This is a genomic window from Kiloniellales bacterium (assembly GCA_030066685.1).
In the GTDB taxonomy this organism is placed as follows: domain Bacteria; phylum Pseudomonadota; class Alphaproteobacteria; order Kiloniellales; family JAKSBE01; genus JAKSBE01.
In genome coordinates, this window is the sequence record JASJBF010000037.1 from 21,460 (window position 1) to 41,797 (window position 20,338).

Consider the following 20,338-nt stretch of genomic DNA (forward strand, 5'->3'; position numbering starts at 1 on the left):
GCTCAGGATTTTCCAAGTTCACCCGCCTTCGGCCCTGAGCTAGCCTGATGAAAAGGACCGCTTTGGCAACCTCTGCCGGAGGGAGGCAGCATGGCCGCATCAGCCGCCCGACGCCGTCGCGAGGTGACGGAGAACCCATCCCCGGCGCGGCGCGCGGGCCGACGTGCCCGGCGCGAGCGCGCCCCGGTCACCGGGCCGGCCTACATCACCCGGCGGATCCCGACCTACGAGCTGGTGAGCGAGGAGGGCCTGGCCCTGATCGAGGCGCAGGCCGAGCGCATCCTGAAGGAGATCGGCATCGAGTTCCGCGGCGACGAAGAGGCGCTGCGGTTGTTCAAGGCGGCCGGCGCCGAGGTCTCCGGCCCGCGAGTCCGCTTCGAGCCCGGCCAGGTCCGGGCGCTCTGCAGCACGGCGCCGCGCCAGTTCACCCAGGTGGCGCGCAACCCGGCGCGCTCTGTCGTGATCGGCGGCGACCACACGGTCTTCTCGCCGGCCTACGGCGCGCCCTTCGTGCGCGACCTGGAGGGCGGGCGCCGCTACGGCGCGATCCAGGACTTCGCCAACTTCGTCAAGCTCGCCTACCTCTCGCCCTGGCTGCACCATTCCGGCGGCACCATCTGCGAGCCGGTCGACATCCCGGTGAACAAGCGCCATCTCGACATGGTCTACGCGCACCTGCGCTGGTCGGACAAAGCTTTCATGGGCTCGGTCACGGCGCCCGAGCGGGCCGCGGACTCGATCGAGATGTGCCGGATCCTCTTCGGCGCCGATGTCGTCGACGAGACCTGCGTCATCCTCGGCAACATCAACGTCAACTCGCCCTTGGTCTACGACGACGTGATGTCGGGGGTGCTGCGGACCTATGCCGCGGCCAACCAGGCCACCATCGTGGTGCCCTTCATCCTGGGCGGCGCCATGGGGCCGGTGACCCCGGCGGGGACCATCGCCCAGGCCCATGCCGAGGCCCTGGTCGGGGTCGCCCTGACCCAGCTGGTGCGGCCCGGGGCGCCGGCGATCTACGGCAACTTCCTCTCCTCCATGTCGCTGCGCAGCGGCGCGCCGACCTTCGGGACGCCGGAGCCGGCGCTGGCCTACATCGCGGTCGGCCAGCTCGCCCGCCGGGCCGGCCTGCCGGTCCGGGTCGGCGGGGCGCTGACGGCTTCCAAGGTGGCGGACGGGCAGGCCCTGCAGGAGAGCGCGGATTCCATGATGCCGGCGATCCTGGCCGGCGCGAACTTCATCCTGCACTCGGCCGGCTGGCTCGAAGGCGGCCTCTCGATGGGCTACGAGAAGTTCGTGCTGGACTGCGACCGCTTGGGGATGCTGCACGTCTTCATGAAGGGCCTGGCTCTGGACGAGAACGCCTTCGCCATGGCGGCCTTCCACGAGACCGGGCCCGGCGCGCACTTCCTCGGCACGGCGCACACCATGGCCAACTACGAGACCGCCTACTACGAGCCGCCGCTCGCCGACTGCAAGTCCTTCGAGCAGTGGCGCGACGAGGGCGAGAAGGACTCTCTGCAGCGGGCCAGCGAACGCTGGCGCGAGCTTCTGGCCGGCTATGAGGCGCCGGCCCTCGATCCCGGCATCGACGAGGCGCTCAAGGCCTTCATCGCCCGGCGCAAGGGCAGCCTGCCCGACATGTGGCACTGACGGCCAAACCATGCGGATCCTCGACGCCGACGCGGTCCTCGCGCTCTCGCCCTTCGGCCCGCTGATCGAGGCCCTGGCCGAGGCGCACCGCCAGGCCCTGCCCGAGATCGGCCGGGTCTTGTTGAGCCCGCCGGCCGAGAGCGGCCACGGCGAAGAGGGGTTCCTGGTGCTGCCGGCCTGGGCGCCGGGGCGGGCCCTGGGCGTCAAGATGGCCAGCATCTTTCCGCAGAACGTCGAGGCGAGCGAAGGCCTGCCGACGGTGCAGGCGGCCTATCAGCTCTTCGACGGGGGCAACGGCAGTCCCCTGGCGGCGATCGACGGCACGATGCTGACCCTGCGCAAGACCGCGGCCGACTCCGGCCTGGGCGCCAAGCTCCTGGCGCGCGCGGACGCGGAGGTGCTGCTGATGGTCGGCGCCGGGGCCCTGGCGCCGCATCTCATCGCCGCCCACCGCACGGCGCGGCCCTCGATCCGCCGGGTGCTGCTGTGGAACCGCAGCGCGCCGCGGCGCGACCTTCTGCTGCGGGAGCTGGAGGCCGAGGGCGTTCCGGTGGAGGTGGCGGAGGATCTGGATACGGCGGTGCCGCAGGCCGACGTGATCTGCGCCGCGACCATGGCGACGGCGCCCCTGGTCCAAGGCGCCTGGTTGAAGCCCGGCGCGCACCTCGACCTGGTCGGCGGCTTCACGCCGGCGATGCGGGAAGCCGACGACGAGGCCGTGCGCCGGAGCCGGGTCTTCGTCGACTACCGCGGCTCCACCGTAGGCGAGGCCGGGGACCTGACCCAGCCAATCGCCGCCGGGGTCATCACCGAGGACGACGTCCTGGGCGATCTCTTCGACCTCTGCTCTGGGCGGCAGTCGGGCCGGGAAAGCGAGGCGGAGATCACCTTCTACAAGAACGGCGGCGGCGGGCACCTCGACCTCTTCACCGCCGAGTTCATCTTCCGGCAGGCCTGAGGGGGAGGGCGATGCCGCAGCCGGACTTCCCGCACCTCTTCTCGCCGCTCCCCCTGCGCCACAAGACCCTGAAGAACCGCCTGGTCTTCGGCGCCCACACGGCCAACATGTCGGCCGAGGGCCTGCCGGGCGAGCGGCACCGCGGCTACTACGAGGAGCGGGCCCGCGGCGGCGCGGCCATGATCGTGGTCGAGCCCATGCCGGTCCATCCGACCGCCGTGCTGACCCGCGGCAACTTCCGCCATTCCGACGATGCCGTCATCCCGGCCTTCCGGCGCATCACCGAGGCCTGCAAGGCCCACGACGCGGTGATGCTGCAGCAGCTCTACCACGTCGGCCAGCACGGCGACTTCGACAACTCCTTCCGGCCCAACTGGTCGCCTTCGGGCCAGCCCTCCTACCACGACTCCGACGGCAGCCACGCCATGACCGAGGCCGAGATCGAGGAGGTTCTCGAGGCCTTCGTCCGGGCGGCCTGGCGCTGCAAGGAAGCCGGTTTCGACGGGATCGAGCTCTTCGCCGCCTACCACGCCCTGATCGACCAGTTCTGGACGCCCTGGTCGAACCGGCGCGAGGATCGCTGGGGCGGGTCCTTCGAGAACCGCATGCGCTTCTCGACCGAGCTGACCACGCGGATCCGCAAGGTCGCCGGCGAGGACTTCGTCATCGGCATGGCCGTCTCCCTGCATCCCGTCGTGGAGGTCTCGCTCTCGGTCGAGGCCATGCAGGAGATCGCGGCCTATCACGACCGGCGCGGCCTGATCGACTACATCACCTGCGGCACGGGCAGCTACTTCGACTTCTATCCTTTGATGCCGACGGCGATCTATCCGGACAAGTTGGGCGCGCCCTACGCCGAGGCCCTGAAGCAGGCGGTGACGCATGCACGCGTGCAATGCGAGAGCCACATCCGCACCCCTGAGGCCGCCAACACCGTGATCGGCGCCGGCCAGGCCGACATGGTCAGCATCGTGCGCGGCCAGATCGCCGACCCGCAACTGGGTGTAAAGGCCTTGGAGGGCCGGGCCGAGGACATCCGGCCCTGCCTGTCCTGCAACCAGATGTGCTGGGGCCGGCGCCACCGGGACTACTGGATCTCCTGCCTGGTCAATCCCTCGGCGGGGCGGGAGTTCGAATGGCAGGGCGACCGCTTCACGCCGGCCGAGAGGCCGCGGCGGATCCTGGTGGTCGGCGGCGGCCCGGCGGGCCTCGAGGCGGCGCGGGTCGCCGCCTCCCGTGGCCACCGGGTGACCCTGGCCGAGGCGGCGCCGCAGCTCGGCGGCCGCTTCCGCCTGGCCGGGGAGCAGCCGCGGCGGGCGCAGATCCTCGATCTGATCCATTGGTACGAGACCCAGCTCGCCAAGCTGCAGGTCGAGGTCCGGCTCAACACCCCGGTCGAGCCCGAGGAAGTGGAGGCGGCCGAGGCCGAGGCCGTGGTCTTGGCGACCGGCTCCCTGCCGGCGGAGACCGGATTCCAGCGCGGCCTGCCGCAGCTCGAGACCCTGCCCGGGATCGAGAGGGGCGGGGTCTATTCGGTCGAGGACGTCATGGGACTGGCGGCGCGGCCTGGCAAGCGGGTCGTCGTCCTCGACGACATCGGCCATTGGCACGGCGCCGGCACGGCCTGGCAGCTGGCCGAGCAGGGCCACGCGGTCACCATCGTCACCCGCTTCCCCATGGTCGCCTGGGAGCTGATCCGCACGGCCACCGACTGGCCGCTGCGCAAGAGGCTCAAGGAGCTTGGGGTCGAGAGCGTGACCGACGCCGGCATCACCGCCTGGCACGGCGACGCCGCCGAGGTGCTCGACCTGCGCGACGGCACGACCCGGCGGATCGCGGCCGAGACCCTGGTGCTGGCCACCACCAACGTCTCCCAGACCTGGCTGGCCGAGGCCCTGGCCGGGAGCGGCAAGGAGATCCACTCGATCGGCGATTGCGTGGCGCCCCGCCTCGCGGTCATGGCAATCTACGAAGGCCGCGAGCTGGGGATGCGGCTTTAGGTTAGGTATTGGCTCATGACGTTTGGCGCGCTTGTCGAGTCGTTACCCCCCACCCTAACCCTCCCCCACAAGGGGGGAGGGCACGATGAGCTGCGCCAAGGAGTTTCTCCCTCCCCCTTGATGGGGGAGGGATGGGGTGGGGGTGATATCTTTAGGCTGACAAGGTGGGCTTGGTGCCGTGCAAAGGCCATTCAAGCAGGAGGCCGGCATGACCTCTAAGGACCCGCTCCTGCAGCCCTATCAGCTGAAGCACCTGACCCTGCGCAACCGGATCATGTCGACGGCGCACGAGCCGGCCTATTCCGAGGACGGTCTGCCCAAGGACCGCTACCGGCTCTATCACCTGGAGAAGGCCAAGGGCGGCATCGCCCTGACCATGACCGCGGGCTCGGCCCTGGTCGCCGAGGACTCGCCGGCCGCCTTCGGCAACCTGCACGGCTACAGGGACGAGATCGTGCCCTGGCTGAAGCGCCTGGCCGACGACTGCCACGAGGAAGGGGCTGCGGTGATGATCCAGATCACCCACCTGGGCCGGCGCACCAGCTGGAACCATTCCGACTGGCTGCCGGTGCTGGCGCCCTCCTCGGTGCGCGAGCCGGCCCACCGGGCCTTCCCCAAGGAGGCCGAGGACTGGGACCTGGAGCGCATCATCGCGGCCTACGGCGCGACGGCCCAGCGCATGCAGGCCGCGGGCCTGGATGGCATCGAGCTGGAGGCCTACGGCCACTTCATGGACGGCTTCTGGTCGCCGGCCACCAACAAGCGGACGGACGAGTGGGGCGGCAGCCTGGACAACCGCCTGCGCTTTACCTTCAGGGTGCTGGAGGAGATCCGCAGGCAGGTCGGGCCGGAGTTCATCGTCGGCATCCGCATGGTCGCCGACGAGGACTGGGAGAAGGGCCTGAGCCGCGAGGAGGGCGTCGAGATCGCCCGGCGCCTGGTGGCCGGGGGGCAGGTCGACTTCCTCAACATCATCCGCGGCCACATCGAGTCCGACGCGGCGCTGTCCAAGGTCATCCCGGTCCAGGGCATGGCCTCGGCGCCGCACCTGGACTTCGCCGGCGAGGTCCGGGCCGAGACCAGGTTCCCGGTCTTTCACGCCGCGCGCATCAACGACGTCGCCACCGCCCGCCACGCCGTGGCCGAGGGCAAGCTCGACATGGTCGGCATGACCCGCGCCCACATCGCCGAGCCGCACATCGCGCTCAAGGTCATGGAGGGGCGCGAGGCGGAGATCCGGCCCTGCGTCGGCGCGACCTACTGCCTGGACCGGATCTACGAGGGCCACGAGGCGCTCTGCATCCACAACCCGGCGACCGGGCGCGAGGCGACCATGCCCCACGTCATCGCGCGCGGCGAAGGCCCGGCCCGGCGCGTGGTGGTGGTCGGCGCCGGCCCGGCCGGCCTGGAGGCGGCGCGGGTCTCGGCGGAGCGCGGCCACGAGGTGATGCTCTTCGAGGCGGCAGGCGATCCCGGCGGACAGGTCCGCCTGGCGGCCCAGCACCGGCGCCGGCGCGAGCTGATCGGCATCGCCGACTGGCGGGCCGAGCGCTGCGCGGCGGCGGGGGCCGAGCTGCGCTTCAACGTCTACGCCGAGGCCGAGGACGTCCTGGCCGAAGAGCCGGACGTGGTGGTCGTCGCCACCGGCGGGCTGCCCAACGCCGAAGTCCTCGATGAGGGCAACGCGCTCGCGGTCACGACCTGGGACATCCTGTCGGGCGACGTCAAGCCGGCGGAGGAGGTGCTGCTCTTCGACGACAACGGCGGCCATCCCGGCCTGCAGGCGGCCGAGCGCATTGCCGAGAGCGGCGCCCGCCTGGAGATCGTCACGCCCGAGCGCTTCTTCGCGCCCGAGGTCGGCGGCCTCAACCACGTCGCCTACGCCCAGTGCTTCCAGAAGCACGGCGTGGCCATCACCATCAACCGCCGCCTCCTGGGCCTGCGCCGCGAGGGCAACAAGCTGGCCGCGCGGATCGGCAGCGACTACGGCGACTGGGCCGAGGAGCGCCTGGTCGACCAGGTGGTGTTGGAGCACGGCACCCTGCCGCTCGACGAGCTCTACTTCGCCCTCAAGGAGCTCTCCTCCAACCGCGGCGAGGTCGACTACCGGGCCCTGATCGCCGGCCGTCCGCAGGAGATCGCGACCAATCCCGAGGGCCGCTTCCAGCTCTTCCGCATCGGCGACGCCGTCTCCAGCCGCAACATCCACGCCGCCATCTACGACGCGCTCAGGTTGTGCAAGGATTTGTGATTTCTCAAACTGCGGCTTGAAGTCGCGCGCGAAGCGGTCGATCCTCAAGCCCTGGGGATGGGGCCCTGTGCGATGGAGGACCCGGACGTTGCGGCGGCTTTTTGTATTCGGGGCGGTGCTGGCCGTCTGCGTCCTCTATGGCGAGACGGTCCTTTCGCAGCAGCTCCTCAGCGTGTCGTTCAAGAACGTGAGCTACAACTCGGTTCATCTGACCATCAACGACGACGTGTGCAAGCGCTTGGTCTTCCAGCGCCGCCTCGCCAACGCGGCCACGACGCGCTTGCGGTTCTGCGCCGACCGTCGCGGCAGGGCACAGGTCTCGGTCTACGACTATCGCGGCCGCCGCTACACCTTCAGTAACGTGATCGACGGCCGGACGATCTCGCTTCCGGTGCGCTGAGGCCGCCCGGCCGCAGCCGGACCTTCAGGAAATCGACGAAGGCGCGGACCTTGAGCGGCAGGTAGGCGCGGCTGGGATAGAGTAGCCAGGCGGCGGTATCGAAATCGGTGGCGGTGACGCGGTGCCCCGGGAAGAGGTCGACCAGCCGGCCGGCGGCGATGTCGGCGCCGATCAGCCAGTCCGCGAGCAGCGCAGGGCCGAGGCCGTTGAGGGCGCAGTCGCGCTGGGCCAGGGCCGAGGAGATCACGAAGCGGCCCTCGATCGGCACCTCGGTCCGGCGCCCGGCAGGGTCCAGAAAGATCCAGCGCGAGCGGAAGCCGGGCAGGGCGAAGGTCAGGCAGGGCCGGCCGCGCAGCATCTCGGGGGTCGCGATCCCGCCATTACGGGCCAAATAGTCAGGGCTGACGCAGACCCGGTAGCGGGTGTCGAAGAGGCGCAGGCCGATCAGGCCGCTGTCCCGCCTGGGCCCAAGGCGCAGGGCGACGTCGATGCGCTCCGCCACCAGGTCCAGGTTGCTGTCGGTCAGCAGCAGCTCCAGGGCAAGCTGCGGGTAGCGGCGCTGCAGCTCGGGCAGCAGGGGCACCAGGCAGGTCTGGCCGAAGGCGACGGAGGCGGTCACCCGCAGGGTCCCGCTCGGCGCCTCCTGGAGGTCCGTCGCCGCCTGCCGCGCCTGCTCCAGCTCGCCGAGCAGGGGCTCGACCCGCGCGAAGTAGAGGGCCCCGGCCTCGGTCGGGGCCAGGCGCCGGGTCGTCCTCTGAAACAGCCGGAGCCCGAGCTCGGCCTCCAGCGCGGCGACGCTGCGCGAGATCGCCGAGGGCGAGACGTCGCGGTCCCGCGCCACCGCCGCGAAGCTGCCGCGGCGCATCACCTCGGCAAAGACCTGTAGAGCGGAGATTTCCATTCGTGCAGTTTACGCACGAATATTGTGCTTGGCATCCTGTTTATGCGATTTCAGCACCGATATAGCCTGCCGGCTCCGGAACTCGAAAACCAGGAGGAGACCCCCGATGACCCGGATCGCCGTGCTGGGCCTTGGCGCCATGGGATCGCGGATGGCCGCCCGGCTGCTGGCCGCCGGCCACGAGGTGAGCGTCTACAACCGCAGCCCCGAACGCGGCGCCCCGCTGGAAGCCCGGGGCGCGCGCCGCGCCGCCACGCCCCGCGAGGCGGCGTCGGGAGCGGCGGTGGTGATCGCCATGCTCCGCGACGACGCGGCCTCGCGGACGGTCTGGCTGGACCCTGAGACGGGCGCGCTCGGCGGCTTGGGCGCGGGCGCCCTCGCCATCGAGTCGAGCACCCTGACGCCCGGCTGGGTGCGCGACCTGGCCCCGGCGGTCGCCGGCACCGGCGCCCGCTTCCTCGAGGCGCCGGTGGCCGGATCGCGGCCCCAGGCCGAGGCCGGGCAGCTGATCTATTTCCTCGGCGGCGAGGCCGAGGCCGTGGCGGCGGCCCGGCCGGTGCTCGAGGCCCTGGGCGGGGCCCAGCACCACGTCGGCCCGGCCGGGGCGGCCGCGGTGGTCAAGCTGGCGGTCAACGCCTTGTTCGGGATCCAGGTCGCCGCCGTGGCGGAGATCCTCGGACTCTTCAGAAAGGCCGGCCTCGATGCGGCGGCCGCGGCGGCGGTCCTGGGCGAGACCCCGGTCCTGAGCCCGGCGGCCAAGGGCGCGGCGGGCCTGATGCTGGCCGGCAACTTCGCGCCGCAGTTCCCGATCGACCTGGTCGCGAAGGACTTCGGCTACGTCGCCGCGGCCGCCGCCGACGCCGGTGCCGAAATGCCGATCGCGGCGGCCGTGCGCCAGGTCTACGTCCGGGCGGCGGAGGCGGGCCTCGGCGGCGACAACATCGCCGGCGTGGCGCAGCTCTTCGGCTAAGGGCAAGGTACGCCGGCTCGGCCTGGCGATTATCCAAGCGGTCGGGCGTGGACTAGGTGTTTGGTCCCGGCATAAGACCGACCCGGTCCATCGAATGCCGGGACTTAACACTCATTTGGACATCTTGATCATCACTGTCCCGATCAACGTAACGCCTGTGGATGCCAGGCGCGCCAGGTCGAGGCGCTCCTTGAGGAAGAAGACGCCAACGAGCACAGCGAAGATCATGCTGGTTTCCCGGACAGCGGATACCAGCGCCATAGGCGCCTGCGTCATTGCCCAAATGACAATCCAGTACGCCAAGAGCGATATGATGCCCGCGAGCACTCCAAGCTTCCAGGATTTCCGCAGCGATACAAAAAACCGACCCCTTCGCAGATAGAGCGCCAACAAGGTTATTGGAATTCCGTTCAAGAGGTGGACCCAGAAAGTGTAGCTATGGGCACTGTCGGCAAGACGGGCGCCTAAACCGTCTGCGACTGTGTATCCGGCTATAACGACGCCCGTGCTCACGGCATACAGCATTGCCTTGGGTTCCCTGAGGCCGCCCGCGCCACGCGTGAGGGTCAGGCTCATGATCCCCAGCGCGATAAGAACAACCGACAGAGCAGCCTGGCGGTTCAGTGATTCGCCCACAATTGCAACGGATATGACCGCAACGATCAGCGGCGCGGAACCCCGGGCAATGGGATAGACGTGACTCAGATCACCATAGCGATATGCATTGATCAGAAACACGAAGTAGGCCGTGTTCAGGGCGGTTGAAGCCCAAATATACGGCCAGCTTGCCGGCGTTGGAAACGCCACAAACGGGACAACCAGCATGGCAACGGCAATCTGGCTCATCTGCATGATTGCTATCATGACAAGCCGATCGCCATTCACCTTGACCAGCGCATTCCACGCCGCATGAAACAGGGCTGCGCCAAGCACCATCGCAAACACTCCGGTCGTCATATCAATCTCCGTGTCCGATAGTGTTCATCCCTGGTGTCGATTTCGGCTCGTTTGCCCGACCCGACCCGTGAATTGCGCCATGATCAGCGGAAAATGCGCAGGAGCCGGCGCATCTCCGGACATTCGCGCGCCCAGGTCTGAAGTTGGGGTCATAGCAGTCGTGCTGCGGACGTGCCCAGAAGGTCGTGGTGTTGCCAGAACCAGACAATCTCTCAGACCACAACGATGCCCGATTCTTAAGGCGCCGGAATCGGTATACCCATTCGATCTGAGCAAGAGAAAAGCCGAAGAATTTGGGTTGCCGAATGGTTGCTTAGGAAACGGAGCCTCCTTGGCCGTCGAATCGAAGTGCAAATCCTGCGCATTTAGCTTTCAATTGAGAGAAGCGGTTCAGGGTTGAGCCCAAGCGAACTCGATCGGGTTGCTGCGGGGTCGGAGAGGCAGGATGGACATCGTCACCGCTCTGGCGATCGCAACGATCGCGATCGTTCTGGTATTTGACTACACCAACGGCTTTCACGATGCCTCGAACATAGTCGCCACGGTCATCGCGTCGCGCGCCATGACGCCGATCCAAGCGGTCATCTTGATCGCTATCTTTGAGTTTCTCGGCCCACTCCTCGGCGGCACCGCCGTGGCCAACACCATCGGCAAGTTCATCGACGTGAGCGCGCTGGCCGGGATCACCTCGCTCGGCATTATCTTGGCCGGCGTGATCGGTGCCATCGTCTGGAACCTAGGGACCTGGTGGTTCGGCATTCCCTCTAGCTCATCCCATGCCCTCGTTGGCGGTCTGGTCGGCCCGGTCGTGGTCTCGGCCGGTTTCGACTACGTGGTCTGGGGCTTCAGGGAACTGTTTTTGCACGGCCATGTGACCGGTGTGACCAAGGTGTTGCTCGCGTTGATCCTCTCCCCGATTATCGGCTTCTGGGTCGGCTTCGTCCTACAGCGCTTCACCGGCCTGCTGCTGCGCGGTGCCCGACCATCTCTCAATCGCTACCTGCGCCGATCCCAGATCGCGACCTCCGCCTGGCTGGCCTTCTCACATGGCACCAACGACGCCCAGAAAAGCATGGGCATCATCACCCTGGTGCTGGTGACCGGCGGCCTGATCACCAGCTTTGAGGTGCCGTTCTGGGCGATCCTGGCCTGCGCTGCCGCGATTACTTTGGGCATATTGTCAGGGGGCTGGCGTATCGTGCGCACAGTCGGCTTCGGGATCTACAAGGTTCGGCCGCTGCACGCGCTGAACGCTCAGGTGACCGCAGCGGGCGTGATCTTCGGAGCGGCTTTGGTCGGCGGGCCGGTGTCGACCACCCACGTAGTGAGCTCGTCGATAATGGGGATCGGTGCATCGGAACGCCCGAAGTCCGTGCGCTGGGCGAAGGCCAAGGAGATTGTCTCGACCTGGTTGATCACGATTCCGGGTGCGGCCACGATCGGAATCCTCGCCTGGTTCGTGGTGCAGGTACTCCTATAATGCCACGATAGCCAGCCGCATCGGACCGCCGACGGTCACGCCGTGCCGCTTGGAGGAATTGCAATGAGTGGAGGTTCGGGCAACGTCGTCACGAAACTGGTCGATCGCGTGTTCCCACGCATGCCGGACTTCTACGGCCTGATGAACGACCAGTGCGATCTCCTCGTGACCGCAATGGAGGAGTTCGTCGAATACATGCGCACTGGCGACCCTAACACCGGCAAGCAGATCGCGAGTGTTCTGGAGAAGCAAGGCGACGAGCTGAAAAGGCGCAATTTGCGGGTCCTCAACAAGGCCTTCGCCACGCCGATGGACCGCGAGGAAATCTATCGTGCGATCGAAGGCATCGACCACGTCCTAAACTACGCCAAGACCACGGTGCGCGAGATGGAGGCATTCGACGTCGAACCGGACGGCCACACCCTCGAGATGGCCATCCATCTGAAGGATGGATCCCAAGCGTTGCAAGCGGGCTTCCGCAAGATCGCCACCGCGCCAGCGCAGGCCGAGTCAGATGCCCAAGCCGCACGCAAGGCTGAGCGTCAGATCGAGAAGTGCTACCGCCGAGCGCTGGCCGAGCTTCTCAAGGCCGAGGCCTACCACGCTGAGCTACAGGAGAAGAGCGGTGGCACCGGCACGGATGCGCTGCGCTGCATGACCGAGATCCTGAAGCGGCGCGAGATCTACCGCCACCTGTCGAACGGCGGCGACCGCTTGGCGCACACGGGACAGACCCTGCACGACATCATAGTCAAGATCGCCTGAGGCTCGGCTTCTGATTGGATGGCCTGATGGCGCGTGCCATCGGCATCGCTCCCTGGCGGCGCAAGCCAAATGCGACGCCAAGTGGGATCATCGAGACGCGGGCGGAAGTTGCCAAAGCACTTGAGGCCGACATCGTGACCCGAAACGGTCCGTTGGGTGGATCGGGTAAATGACTGCTTCGTGGTGATCTGGTTTACCGCTGAATGCTTTGAGGGGAGAACCTCAGCTTGGGAAGATGTTGATGTACTTCGTCCACCGAATAGCCAGCTCAGATTTCGAGCTCATCGTGTGTCTGAGGTTGCCACTGCACCCGTAGGCCACCCTCGATCCCGACAACTACGGGTCAAAACCACAAACCGCCACCTACCCGACAATAAACCGTTTGCCAATAGCCAGGCTCAACGCCCATTCGCCAGTTTGCTTTTCTTATGCTCCTCGAGTTCATTCAACCCGGTAAGCTCGCATAAGACGTCTTCATCGAGCGATTCAACGGCAGCTACCGTGACGGCGTTGTCTATATCTGGGCCTTAATTGTCCTCGACCAAGTCTGAGAAGAGACTGAGCAATGGCTGGGAGAGTGCGATACGGTGCGCCCGTACGAATCACTCGGGGACATCTCTTTCAATTGCCGTGGACTTGGAGAATCTCTACCTATGCCGAGACCTAGAGCAGCCTGCGTTCATTCGAACGCAGATGAGCTGCTCTATCTGGATGAAATAGATCAAGTTATCTGCGCTCAATTGATTCCGATTGAGCGCAGATAACTTGATCTAGTATGGGGCAGTGAACACAACGACTTTGCTATAATCGACACGGTTCAGATCGGGCCCGGCGTGTGTCGTATTGCTTTCTGTGGTGAGCCATCGGACGGCATTCAGGGCCGTGATGGATTTGGCAGCCGCTCATCTCGTTTAGTGCGGCCTGGTAACTCTGGCTCGGGATCCTCGGTGGCGGCGGGTCGCACGCGCCTAATCGTCACCCGGTCTATCCGCCGCGGCGATGCCTCGGAAATCTTCACCTCCAGGCCATCAATAGTAAAGACGGCGTCTTTCTCGGGAATCGAGTCGGTGCGGGTCAGGATCCAGAGACTCACCGTATCGGTGGGCTTACCCGGGAGGTCGAGGTCGAAGTAATCCTCAACGACGCGTAGCTCTGTAGATCCATCGACGGCTAGCTCGTGCTCGGAAACCCTGGTCGCCATGGTCTGTGCAATGTCACTTTCGTCGTAGATCTCACCCACCAGCTCTTCGAGGAGGTCTTCGAGGGTCACGATGCCCCTGATCACGCCATGTTCATCCACGACGATGGCAAGGTGGCGCCTGTTTCGCAGCAGTTTCGAGAACAACTCGTCAATGCCCTGGAATTGGGAGACAAACAAGGGGTCGTGGGCGATCTCGTCGAGCCGTGCACTGACCCGGCCGTCGGCCACCGCGGTGAGCAGATCGCGCAGATAGAGTACCTTGTAGAGGTTGTCTCGATTTTCATCGTGAAGTGGAATGCGTGTGTAGGAGCCTTCTGCCACGAGAGGCAACGCTTTGGTGACCGTCTTGCTTCCGTCGAGCGAGAAAACGTCGCCATGGGGCGTCATTACGTCCCGGACCTTGAGGTCATGAAACTCGAACACGCGCTCGATGATTTCGCGCTCGCCCTGGTCTATCGTGCCCTCCCGCTCCCCGTGCCCCAGCATGCTGATCAGCTCTGACTCGGTAATCGTAGGGTCGCTCTTTGCGCCGGTTCGCTCGTGTACCCAAGTGGTGAACCTGCCGAACAGCCAGACGAGCGGATAAATCAAGCGCATGAAGGCGAGCATTGGTGGCGCGATGGTGAGCGAAATCCGCTCCGAGTACCGAGTCGCGAGACTCTTCGGCGTTATTTCGCCGAAGACCAAAATCATAATGGTCAAAACGCCGACCGCGACGCCAGGGCCCGCGTTGCCGAACCATCTCGATGCAAGAACCGTCGCCATGACCGATGCAGCGATGTTCACGACGTTGTTTCCGATCAATATCGTCGTCAGCATCCGAGAGGGGTCTCGCTTCAGCTGATGCAGGGCGCGCGCGCCCCGCCGGCGCTCCTTGACGAGACCCTCGACCCGACCGATCGACAGGTCCACCAAGGCCGTCTCCGAGCCGGAGAACACGCCGGAGAGGATCAACAGCACCAGCAATACGAAGAGCTCTGTCATGGATTCAGCCGACCGCTCTCTCGATCACGGGCCAGCCGTCTGACCCGCCCCCACGGAATGGTTCCACGCGCTAGTTTAGACCTTCGGCAGCGTGGCGGAAGCGTCGATCGGTCTGGAGCCCGTCCGGAGCGCGAGACAGATCGACGCGGTGGTGCTTGATGGTCTCCGGCGCTGAGGGCAGACAGTCCGAAAGGGTCAGACTCGGACCTCGTCGGATTCGGCAGTTAAAGTCTGCTTCTGGGCCGTCATCGGACGGCTCTCGGGCATTGTCCTTTTGTGAGTCCATGACCTAGTCTGGCCGGCGAGCCATCGGGGGCTTGGGCGGCCTGCCTGTCCGGGGACCCGCCGATGGGATCCGCCGCAGCGAGACTTCCGCAGGCATGAAGATCTTCCACCGTATCGGGATCAATCCGGACGAGGTTCAGCGCCGGGCGTTTCAGGCCGCGGGCGTGGAGCTGGAAACGGGCTTCGGCGTCTTCAGGATCGCCGAGGCGGATCCGCGCTGGCCCCAGGTCGAGGCCCTGGTCGAGCGATACAGCCTGCCGGACTTCGCGGAGACCAGGTTCACCGAGGCCGAGAAGCGCCGGGCGGACTACCTCAGCATGGGGCCGACTTGGCACCACGGCTATCCGGAGCCGTCGGAGGACTTCGGCTATCTGAGCCGGACCTATGACCTGTTGGACTATTGCGCCGGCTGCGGGATCGGCAAGCGCCAGGCCGCGCCCTTCCGCTTCAAGACGGCGCCCAAGTGGGGACGCCAGGTGATCCTGCAGCTGAACTGGATCTTCGACGAGTACTTCGTGGAGCCGAGTTTCTGGCGCCGGGTGCTGGAGCCGCTCGGCATCGGGGTCCGCCCGGTGGTCCTGGATCGGAGCGGAGAGGCGCTGGACTCCGTGCTGCAGCTGGTTATTCCCGCCGGCCCCGGGCTTGACCTGGACGGCAGGCCGGTCGAGACCTGTCCGCTCTGCCGGCGCGAGAAGTACCTGCCGATCACCCGGGGGTTCTTTCCCGCGCCCGAGGACACGGACGCGCTCCTCTTCAAGTCGGCGCAGCTCTTCGGCAGCGGGGCGAGCGCGGAGCACGGCGTCCTGGTCTCGAACGCGCTCTACCGGGCCTTCGCGGCGGAGAAGGCGAAGGGCGTAGCCTTCGCGCCCTGCGAGGCGTGACGGTCCGAGCCCGAAGCCGCCGGCGCGCGGGACCGGGCGGTCAGGGCAGCCCGAGCTCCAGGTAGCGCACCGACTTGCCGCGGTCGGCGAGCGCGGCCCGGCCGACCTCGCGGAAGCCGAGCGCGGCGTGGAAGGCGTCCGAGCCCGGGTTGGGCGGGTCGGCGTTGACCTCGCAGACGATGCGGTCGTGACCCCGGGCCAAGGCCTGGCGGAAGAGGTCGTCGTAGAGCGCCCGGGCATGGCCCCGGCCACGCTGCGCCGGCGCGACCGTGATCCGGTCGACGTAGACGAAGCGCGCGATCCGGTCCCGGAACCAGAGGAAGTTCGGGCTGTCGTAGGCGGCGTCCTGGTCGAAGGCGAGCAGGAAAGCCGCCTGCGGGTCCAGCGCCTTGGCGTAGAAGGCCGCGGCGACCAGTTCCTCAAGCCGGGGCGGGGTGAGCGGCGAGAGCTCGATTTCCTGCGCCCGGTTCAGGGCCAGCACCCAGTCGAGGTCCCGGTTTCGGATCTGTCTCGGGGCTGGGGTCGTGCCGCGGCCGGGTTCTGGCTTCATGGTATGGGCGTCCGCTCGGTCAGGCCGTCTGCCATAGCAGAGCTTCTGGTGGGCTGGGAAGGAATTTGCGCCTCACCGGCCCATGCCGCCTCGGCGCCCGAGCGTGGCAAAGGTGCATTCGATCAATGAACCTGCGGCCGAGACTTCTTGGAGTAGATTTCGGTTGGGCGGGACCCCGGGGCCCGAGCCCGATCCGCTCCGACCCGACGGATCATCGCCCGACCAAGGAGCGATCCCGTTCGGGCGTCTCGGGTAATACCAAGGGGCGTTGACAATGATCCATTTGATGGCGCGCGGCGGCCCGCCGGGCAGGCGCGGCCCGCGGCGCGATGCCGGCGCATCGGGCCCAGGTTCGTTCGGGGCGCGCAACGCACCCGGCGGGCAAGCAAACCCGGTCAAATGAGTCAGTATGAACGCCCCTTGGTACAGGAGGAGGAGCGAAGATGTGCCGTTGGTTGGGTTACGCGGGTGCGCCCGTCTATCTGGAAGAGCTGATCTCGAAGCCGGAGCATTCTCTCATCGACCAAAGCCTCGAGGCGCGTGCCGGGGCGACGACCACAAACGGTGACGGCTTCGGGATCGGCTGGTACAGCGGCCGGGAGACCCCCGGCATCTACAAGGACACTCAGCCCGCCTGGAACGACAGCAACCTTCTGGACCTGACGGCGCACATCGAATCCCCGCTGTTCCTCGCCCATGTCCGCGCGACAACGGGCTCCGCGATCCAGCGGACCAACTGCCATCCCTTTCGCCACGAGAAGTGGCTCTTCGTCCACAACGGCCTGATCCGCGACTTCGACAGGGTCCGGCGGGACCTGGCGCTGGCGGTCGCGGCGCCGCTGTACCCGAAGATACTGGGCACCACCGATTCGGAGCTCCTGTTCTATCTCGCCCTGACCTTCGGCTTGGAGACCGACCCTCTGACCGGACTCGCCCGGATGGCGGGTCTTGTCGAGAGGGTCTGCGCAGAGCACGGAATCGAGCATGCCATCCAGCTCAGCGTCGGGCTGTGCGACGGCGAGCGCTTGCTGGCGGTCCGCTATTCGACGGAGCGGCGGTCGCGCACTCTGTTCCACAGCAAGAGCATGCGGGCGCTGCAGGAGATCCAGCCGGACCTGAAGCGGTTCCCGCCCGACGCCCGCGTCGTCGTCTCCGAGCCGCTCTCGGACCTGACGGACGAATGGGAGGAGATTCCGGAGTCGACGGCGATCCTCGTTCAGCGGGACGAGGTCGAAAGGCAGGCCTTCGAGCCGCAGCCGCCCGATTGATGGCAGGCTCGCGCGCGGGCGGTCCAGGTCGCCGCCTCGGGGCCCTCGGCGAGCCGTTGATGGTGGCGGCGGGTGAGGGAGTCGAACCCCCCGGCCTCCTGAGTCAGAGTCAGGCGCTCTGGCCAACTGAGCTACCCCGCCTTGGTGTGTCCCCGAGGACTCGAACCTCGTTCTTCCGGGCTTCGGCCGGACGTGAGCACCCGCTTCACCAGAGACACCCTGGCTTGGTGGAAGGGGGGAGGAGTCGAACCCCCAAGGCCGTCTAAGGCTCGCCGGTTTTCAAGACCGGTGCAGTCGCCAATCTGCTTGCCCTTCCCCAGTACCCCCATCAAGGGTCTGGTGCCAGCGGTAGGAGTCGAACCCACAACCCCCCGAGTCTGAGTCGGGTGCGTCTACCAATTGCGCCACGCTGGCCCGTCCCGCGTTCTTGGAGGACCCGGCAGGATTCGAACCTGCATGCTGCGGATTAAAAGTCCGCCGTCTCCCCATCGAACCACGGGTCCGTATGTCTGGTCGCGGTGGAGGGACTCGAACCCCCGACTCCATCCCTTATGAGGGGACGGCTCTGCCGCTGAGCTACACCGCTCTGGAGGACCCGGTGGGATTCGAACCCACATGTCGCGGATTAAGAATCCGCCGCTTCCCTGTCAGGCCACGGGTCCTCAATATCTCAACTCCCTTTGGAGCCCCGGGCCGGCCACGATCCGGCACCACCGGGATACAAAGCCGGCGTTCTGCCCGCTTAAACTACCGAGGCTCGATCACTGGCGCCCTAGCGGGGAGTCGAACCCCGATCTCCGAATCGACAGTCCGGTATCCTGGCCGTTGAACGACTAGGGCGCGCCACAGGGGCCTTCGTCTTGGCGGATGGGGGAGGGATCGAACCTCCGTCACCTTACGGTGGCCACGGGTTAGCAACCCGGCGCATTACCGCTCTGCCACCCATCCGGTATTTTGGGCGACCGGGTGGGACTCGAACCCACAACCTCCCGGTTCGAAGCCGGGGACTGTGCCGCTTCAGCTTCCGGTCGTCGCATCTGGCTGACCCGGCAGGACTCGAACCTGCAGCCGCCGGCTTCGCAGGCCGGTGCTGATCCCTTCAGCTTCGGGTCACTGGTACTCGGCGGGAGATTCGAACTCCCATGTCGGGCCGTGTAAGGACCTTGCTTCCCCGTCAGCCAGCCGAGCGCTCTTCCATGTTCTCCTTCTCATTCAAACCATCGAAACTGGCCATCGAAACTGGCCATCGAAACTGGCGCGACGGGTGGGATTCGAACCCACGTCCTCCGGATTGAAAATCCGGGGTCCTAGGCCGCTAGACGACCGTCGCCTGGTGGACCATCAGAGAATCGAACTCTGCCGACAGCGATCTTGCAAAGATCGCCCGCGGACCCAGCGCATCGCCCAAGTTAAGTCCTCACATAATCCGTCGATAACCCATGTCTTTAGCCGACAGTTCGGCCATATTCCGTCAAAGTTTACCCCTCGGCGGCTCGAACATATCGCCCGCGGTTTCTTACGTTGTGGAGCGACGGATGGGATTCGAACCCACGTTCTCCTGCCTGAGAAGCAGGGCTCCTAGGCCGCTAGAGGACCGTCGCATTGGAGCGGTGCATCGGAGTCGAACCGATACCCTCTGGGTGGAAGTCAGAGATGCTGCCATTGAACACCAGCACCGCTTCGTTTGGGGTGGCGCGGGGAATCGAACCCTCGCTTTGACGTCCACAAGGTCACGTGCTGCCACTGACACTAGCGCCACCGTCGTGTTGGTCTGGGCACTTGGATTTGAACCAAGGACTTCCTCCGTCCGAGGGAGGTGCTCTGGCCAGGCTGAGCTACACCCAGTTGGTCGTCGGTCCCGGACTCGAACCGGGATCATTCGCTGATCGGGCGAAGGTCCTACCGCTTGGACGAACCGACAGTGCCTTTGTATCTCCTTTCCGCCTCTCGGCTTTCGTCGTCTTCTCCCCGCCGGACGGGCGAGGCCGGGACCAGGCCTCTTTAAGCTCCCTCCCGGGAGCACCCCGGATCTCTTTGGCACGCCTGTCTTGGCTCCCCGGCCAGGCTTCGAACCTGGAACGGCCGGATTAACAGTCCGGCTCCCGTACCCACCGGGACCCCGGGGAACGAAAAAGCCCCGCTCTTTCGGGCGGGGCTCCAAGAAGACAGCTGTGGTGTTCGCTGTTATCCGATGGAGTCCCCCCGCGCGGCGTTTTCGACGCCGGACAGGACGCGCAGCCGCGAGTCATGGCGCGCGTCGGCGGCCGGGAAGCGGCTTCCCGCCGGGCGCGGCGTCACGAGATATGTCGCGGTCTGTTTCATCACTGGTCCTCGAAAATTCGGATCGTTGATTTAGGCTTTTTCGATTCGATAGTCAAGGCCTAAGTCGATTTGCTGCGGGAATTTGTCCGGCCAGCCGGACCCAAAGGTCTCGGCGATATGAATTCTTTGCCAGCCAAGTCTTTGATTGCCGCGCCGAAGCTCGTGGGCGGGCGCCCGGAGCCCGGGTCTCCCCTCTTCCGGGTCTCGACACCCGAGCCGTTGCAATTTCAGCTCAGGTTACCAGCTCTACAGCCGGGCCAAGATTCACGGAGGAAGCGCACCATGGCGCTTGCGGAAACCGCTCTCGGACGACGGCGCCTTCGGCTCGTCGTGCTGGCCGCTGCCGTCGCGGCCTTTGTCGCCGGCTGCTCCAACGATCCCGAACGCAAGAGTAACCTGAGCCCCTACAACACCACCTTCGGCCGCGGTCCCAACAGCTGGCGGTAGCCGGAGCCGGACGGCATCGGCCGCGTGGTGCGGTCTCATCGGCCCTCACGGCCCCCGGGGGGGCA

At 66.4% G+C, this 20,338-nt stretch carries 16 protein-coding genes and 20 tRNA genes; 12 read left to right on the plus strand and 24 right to left on the minus strand.

What is annotated here, in order from left to right:
* Positions 1 to 90 precede the first annotated feature (90 nt).
* The 5 genes from QNJ30_20960 to QNJ30_20980 all read left to right on the plus strand — a co-directional run bounded on the left by QNJ30_20960 (position 91) and on the right by QNJ30_20980 (position 7,262).
* Positions 91 to 1,653, plus strand: coding sequence for a trimethylamine methyltransferase family protein (locus tag QNJ30_20960; protein MDJ0945944.1), 1,563 nt, complete (start codon positions 91 to 93; stop codon positions 1,651 to 1,653).
* A gap of 10 nt (positions 1,654 to 1,663) precedes the next feature.
* Positions 1,664 to 2,611, plus strand: coding sequence for an ornithine cyclodeaminase family protein (locus QNJ30_20965; protein ID MDJ0945945.1), 948 nt, complete (start codon positions 1,664 to 1,666; stop codon positions 2,609 to 2,611).
* An 11-nt stretch (positions 2,612 to 2,622) separates the two neighbouring features.
* The gene (locus QNJ30_20970; protein MDJ0945946.1) at positions 2,623 to 4,611 is read left to right on the plus strand and encodes an FAD-dependent oxidoreductase; all 1,989 of its coding nucleotides are present in this window, start codon (positions 2,623 to 2,625) and stop codon (positions 4,609 to 4,611) included.
* A 208-nt stretch (positions 4,612 to 4,819) separates the two neighbouring features.
* Positions 4,820 to 6,862, plus strand: coding sequence for an NADH:flavin oxidoreductase (locus QNJ30_20975; protein ID MDJ0945947.1), 2,043 nt, complete (start codon positions 4,820 to 4,822; stop codon positions 6,860 to 6,862).
* Positions 6,863 to 6,950: 88 nt separating this feature from the next.
* Positions 6,951 to 7,262, plus strand: coding sequence for a hypothetical protein (locus tag QNJ30_20980; protein ID MDJ0945948.1), 312 nt, complete (start codon positions 6,951 to 6,953; stop codon positions 7,260 to 7,262).
* On the opposite strand, the gene QNJ30_20985 is transcribed toward QNJ30_20980, so the two are convergent.
* Positions 7,216 to 8,163 carry a LysR family transcriptional regulator gene (locus tag QNJ30_20985; protein MDJ0945949.1) on the minus strand — a complete coding sequence of 316 codons (948 nt, stop codon included), beginning with the start codon at positions 8,161 to 8,163 and terminating at the stop codon, positions 7,216 to 7,218. The two genes, QNJ30_20980 and QNJ30_20985, sit on opposite strands and share 47 nt — an antisense overlap.
* Positions 8,164 to 8,269: 106 nt before the next feature.
* Here QNJ30_20985 and QNJ30_20990 point away from each other — a divergent pair, with 106 nt between their 5' ends.
* The gene (locus QNJ30_20990) at positions 8,270 to 9,133 is read left to right on the plus strand and encodes an NAD(P)-dependent oxidoreductase (GenBank protein ID MDJ0945950.1); all 864 of its coding nucleotides are present in this window, start codon (positions 8,270 to 8,272) and stop codon (positions 9,131 to 9,133) included.
* A gap of 111 nt (positions 9,134 to 9,244) precedes the next feature.
* Here QNJ30_20990 and QNJ30_20995 read toward each other — a convergent pair whose 3' ends face one another.
* Positions 9,245 to 10,090: a DMT family transporter gene (locus QNJ30_20995; protein ID MDJ0945951.1), complete on the minus strand. Its 846-nt coding sequence runs from the start codon at positions 10,088 to 10,090 to the stop codon at positions 9,245 to 9,247.
* 445 nt (positions 10,091 to 10,535) lie between these two features.
* Between QNJ30_20995 and QNJ30_21000 the strand changes: the two genes are divergently transcribed.
* The 3 genes from QNJ30_21000 (at position 10,536) to QNJ30_21010 (ending at position 12,508) form a co-directional block, all read left to right on the plus strand.
* Positions 10,536 to 11,570: an inorganic phosphate transporter gene (locus QNJ30_21000; GenBank protein ID MDJ0945952.1), complete on the plus strand. Its 1,035-nt coding sequence runs from the start codon at positions 10,536 to 10,538 to the stop codon at positions 11,568 to 11,570.
* 63 nt (positions 11,571 to 11,633) lie between these two features.
* Positions 11,634 to 12,335, plus strand: a complete 702-nt coding sequence (locus tag QNJ30_21005; protein ID MDJ0945953.1) for a DUF47 family protein — start codon at positions 11,634 to 11,636, stop codon at positions 12,333 to 12,335.
* A gap of 26 nt (positions 12,336 to 12,361) precedes the next feature.
* Complete coding sequence (locus QNJ30_21010) at positions 12,362 to 12,508, plus strand: hypothetical protein (GenBank protein MDJ0945954.1); 147 nt, start codon at positions 12,362 to 12,364, stop codon at positions 12,506 to 12,508.
* 701 nt (positions 12,509 to 13,209) lie between these two features.
* On the opposite strand, the gene QNJ30_21015 is transcribed toward QNJ30_21010, so the two are convergent.
* On the minus strand, positions 13,210 to 14,520 hold the full coding sequence (locus QNJ30_21015; protein MDJ0945955.1) for a hemolysin family protein: 1,311 nt from the start codon (positions 14,518 to 14,520) through the stop codon (positions 13,210 to 13,212).
* A gap of 380 nt (positions 14,521 to 14,900) precedes the next feature.
* On the opposite strand from QNJ30_21015, the gene QNJ30_21020 reads away from it, so the two are divergent.
* Positions 14,901 to 15,686 (plus strand): hypothetical protein, encoded by a 786-nt coding sequence (locus QNJ30_21020; GenBank protein MDJ0945956.1) that lies wholly within the window; start codon positions 14,901 to 14,903, stop codon positions 15,684 to 15,686.
* Positions 15,687 to 15,726: 40 nt separating this feature from the next.
* Here the strand turns inward: QNJ30_21020 and QNJ30_21025 are convergent, their stop codons facing one another.
* Entirely contained in the window at positions 15,727 to 16,236 is a 510-nt protein-coding gene (locus tag QNJ30_21025) for a GNAT family N-acetyltransferase (protein MDJ0945957.1), read from the minus strand.
* A 443-nt stretch (positions 16,237 to 16,679) separates the two neighbouring features.
* Here QNJ30_21025 and QNJ30_21030 point away from each other — a divergent pair, with 443 nt between their 5' ends.
* Complete coding sequence (locus tag QNJ30_21030) at positions 16,680 to 17,504, plus strand: class II glutamine amidotransferase (GenBank protein ID MDJ0945958.1); 825 nt, start codon at positions 16,680 to 16,682, stop codon at positions 17,502 to 17,504.
* Positions 17,505 to 17,567: 63 nt separating this feature from the next.
* Here QNJ30_21030 and QNJ30_21035 read toward each other — a convergent pair.
* The 20 genes from QNJ30_21035 to QNJ30_21130 all read right to left on the minus strand — a co-directional run bounded on the left by QNJ30_21035 (position 17,568) and on the right by QNJ30_21130 (position 19,630).
* Positions 17,568 to 17,645: transfer RNA gene (locus QNJ30_21035), tRNA-Gln, on the minus strand.
* Positions 17,646 to 17,729: 84 nt separating this feature from the next.
* Positions 17,730 to 17,820, minus strand: a tRNA-Ser gene (locus tag QNJ30_21040).
* A 21-nt stretch (positions 17,821 to 17,841) separates the two neighbouring features.
* Positions 17,842 to 17,918, minus strand: a tRNA-Leu gene (locus QNJ30_21045).
* Positions 17,919 to 17,932: 14 nt separating this feature from the next.
* Positions 17,933 to 18,007 (minus strand) — tRNA-Lys (locus tag QNJ30_21050).
* A gap of 7 nt (positions 18,008 to 18,014) precedes the next feature.
* Positions 18,015 to 18,090, minus strand: a tRNA-Met gene (locus tag QNJ30_21055).
* Position 18,091: 1 nt separating this feature from the next.
* A tRNA-Lys gene (locus tag QNJ30_21060) sits at positions 18,092 to 18,166 on the minus strand.
* A gap of 19 nt (positions 18,167 to 18,185) precedes the next feature.
* Positions 18,186 to 18,261 (minus strand) — tRNA-Thr (locus QNJ30_21065).
* An 8-nt stretch (positions 18,262 to 18,269) separates the two neighbouring features.
* Positions 18,270 to 18,344 (minus strand) — tRNA-Asp (locus QNJ30_21070).
* A gap of 21 nt (positions 18,345 to 18,365) precedes the next feature.
* A tRNA-Ser gene (locus QNJ30_21075) sits at positions 18,366 to 18,452 on the minus strand.
* Positions 18,453 to 18,459: 7 nt separating this feature from the next.
* Positions 18,460 to 18,535, minus strand: a tRNA-Arg gene (locus QNJ30_21080).
* Between the two features lie 7 nt (positions 18,536 to 18,542).
* Positions 18,543 to 18,617, minus strand: a tRNA-Arg gene (locus QNJ30_21085).
* 1 nt (position 18,618) lies between these two features.
* Positions 18,619 to 18,692 (minus strand) — tRNA-Val (locus tag QNJ30_21090).
* 65 nt (positions 18,693 to 18,757) lie between these two features.
* Positions 18,758 to 18,834: transfer RNA gene (locus QNJ30_21095), tRNA-Glu, on the minus strand.
* A gap of 1 nt (position 18,835) precedes the next feature.
* Positions 18,836 to 18,932, minus strand: a tRNA-OTHER gene (locus QNJ30_21100).
* 96 nt (positions 18,933 to 19,028) lie between these two features.
* Positions 19,029 to 19,105, minus strand: a tRNA-Glu gene (locus tag QNJ30_21105).
* 2 nt (positions 19,106 to 19,107) lie between these two features.
* A tRNA-Gly gene (locus QNJ30_21110) sits at positions 19,108 to 19,183 on the minus strand.
* Positions 19,184 to 19,189: 6 nt separating this feature from the next.
* A tRNA-His gene (locus QNJ30_21115) sits at positions 19,190 to 19,263 on the minus strand.
* 8 nt (positions 19,264 to 19,271) lie between these two features.
* Positions 19,272 to 19,349, minus strand: a tRNA-Pro gene (locus tag QNJ30_21120).
* A gap of 1 nt (position 19,350) precedes the next feature.
* Positions 19,351 to 19,425 (minus strand) — tRNA-Ile (locus QNJ30_21125).
* A gap of 128 nt (positions 19,426 to 19,553) precedes the next feature.
* Positions 19,554 to 19,630, minus strand: a tRNA-Asn gene (locus tag QNJ30_21130).
* Positions 19,631 to 20,108: 478 nt separating this feature from the next.
* Between QNJ30_21130 and QNJ30_21135 the strand changes: the two genes are divergently transcribed.
* Positions 20,109 to 20,273 carry a hypothetical protein gene (locus QNJ30_21135; protein MDJ0945959.1) on the plus strand — a complete coding sequence of 55 codons (165 nt, stop codon included), beginning with the start codon at positions 20,109 to 20,111 and terminating at the stop codon, positions 20,271 to 20,273.
* Positions 20,274 to 20,338 lie beyond the last annotated feature (65 nt).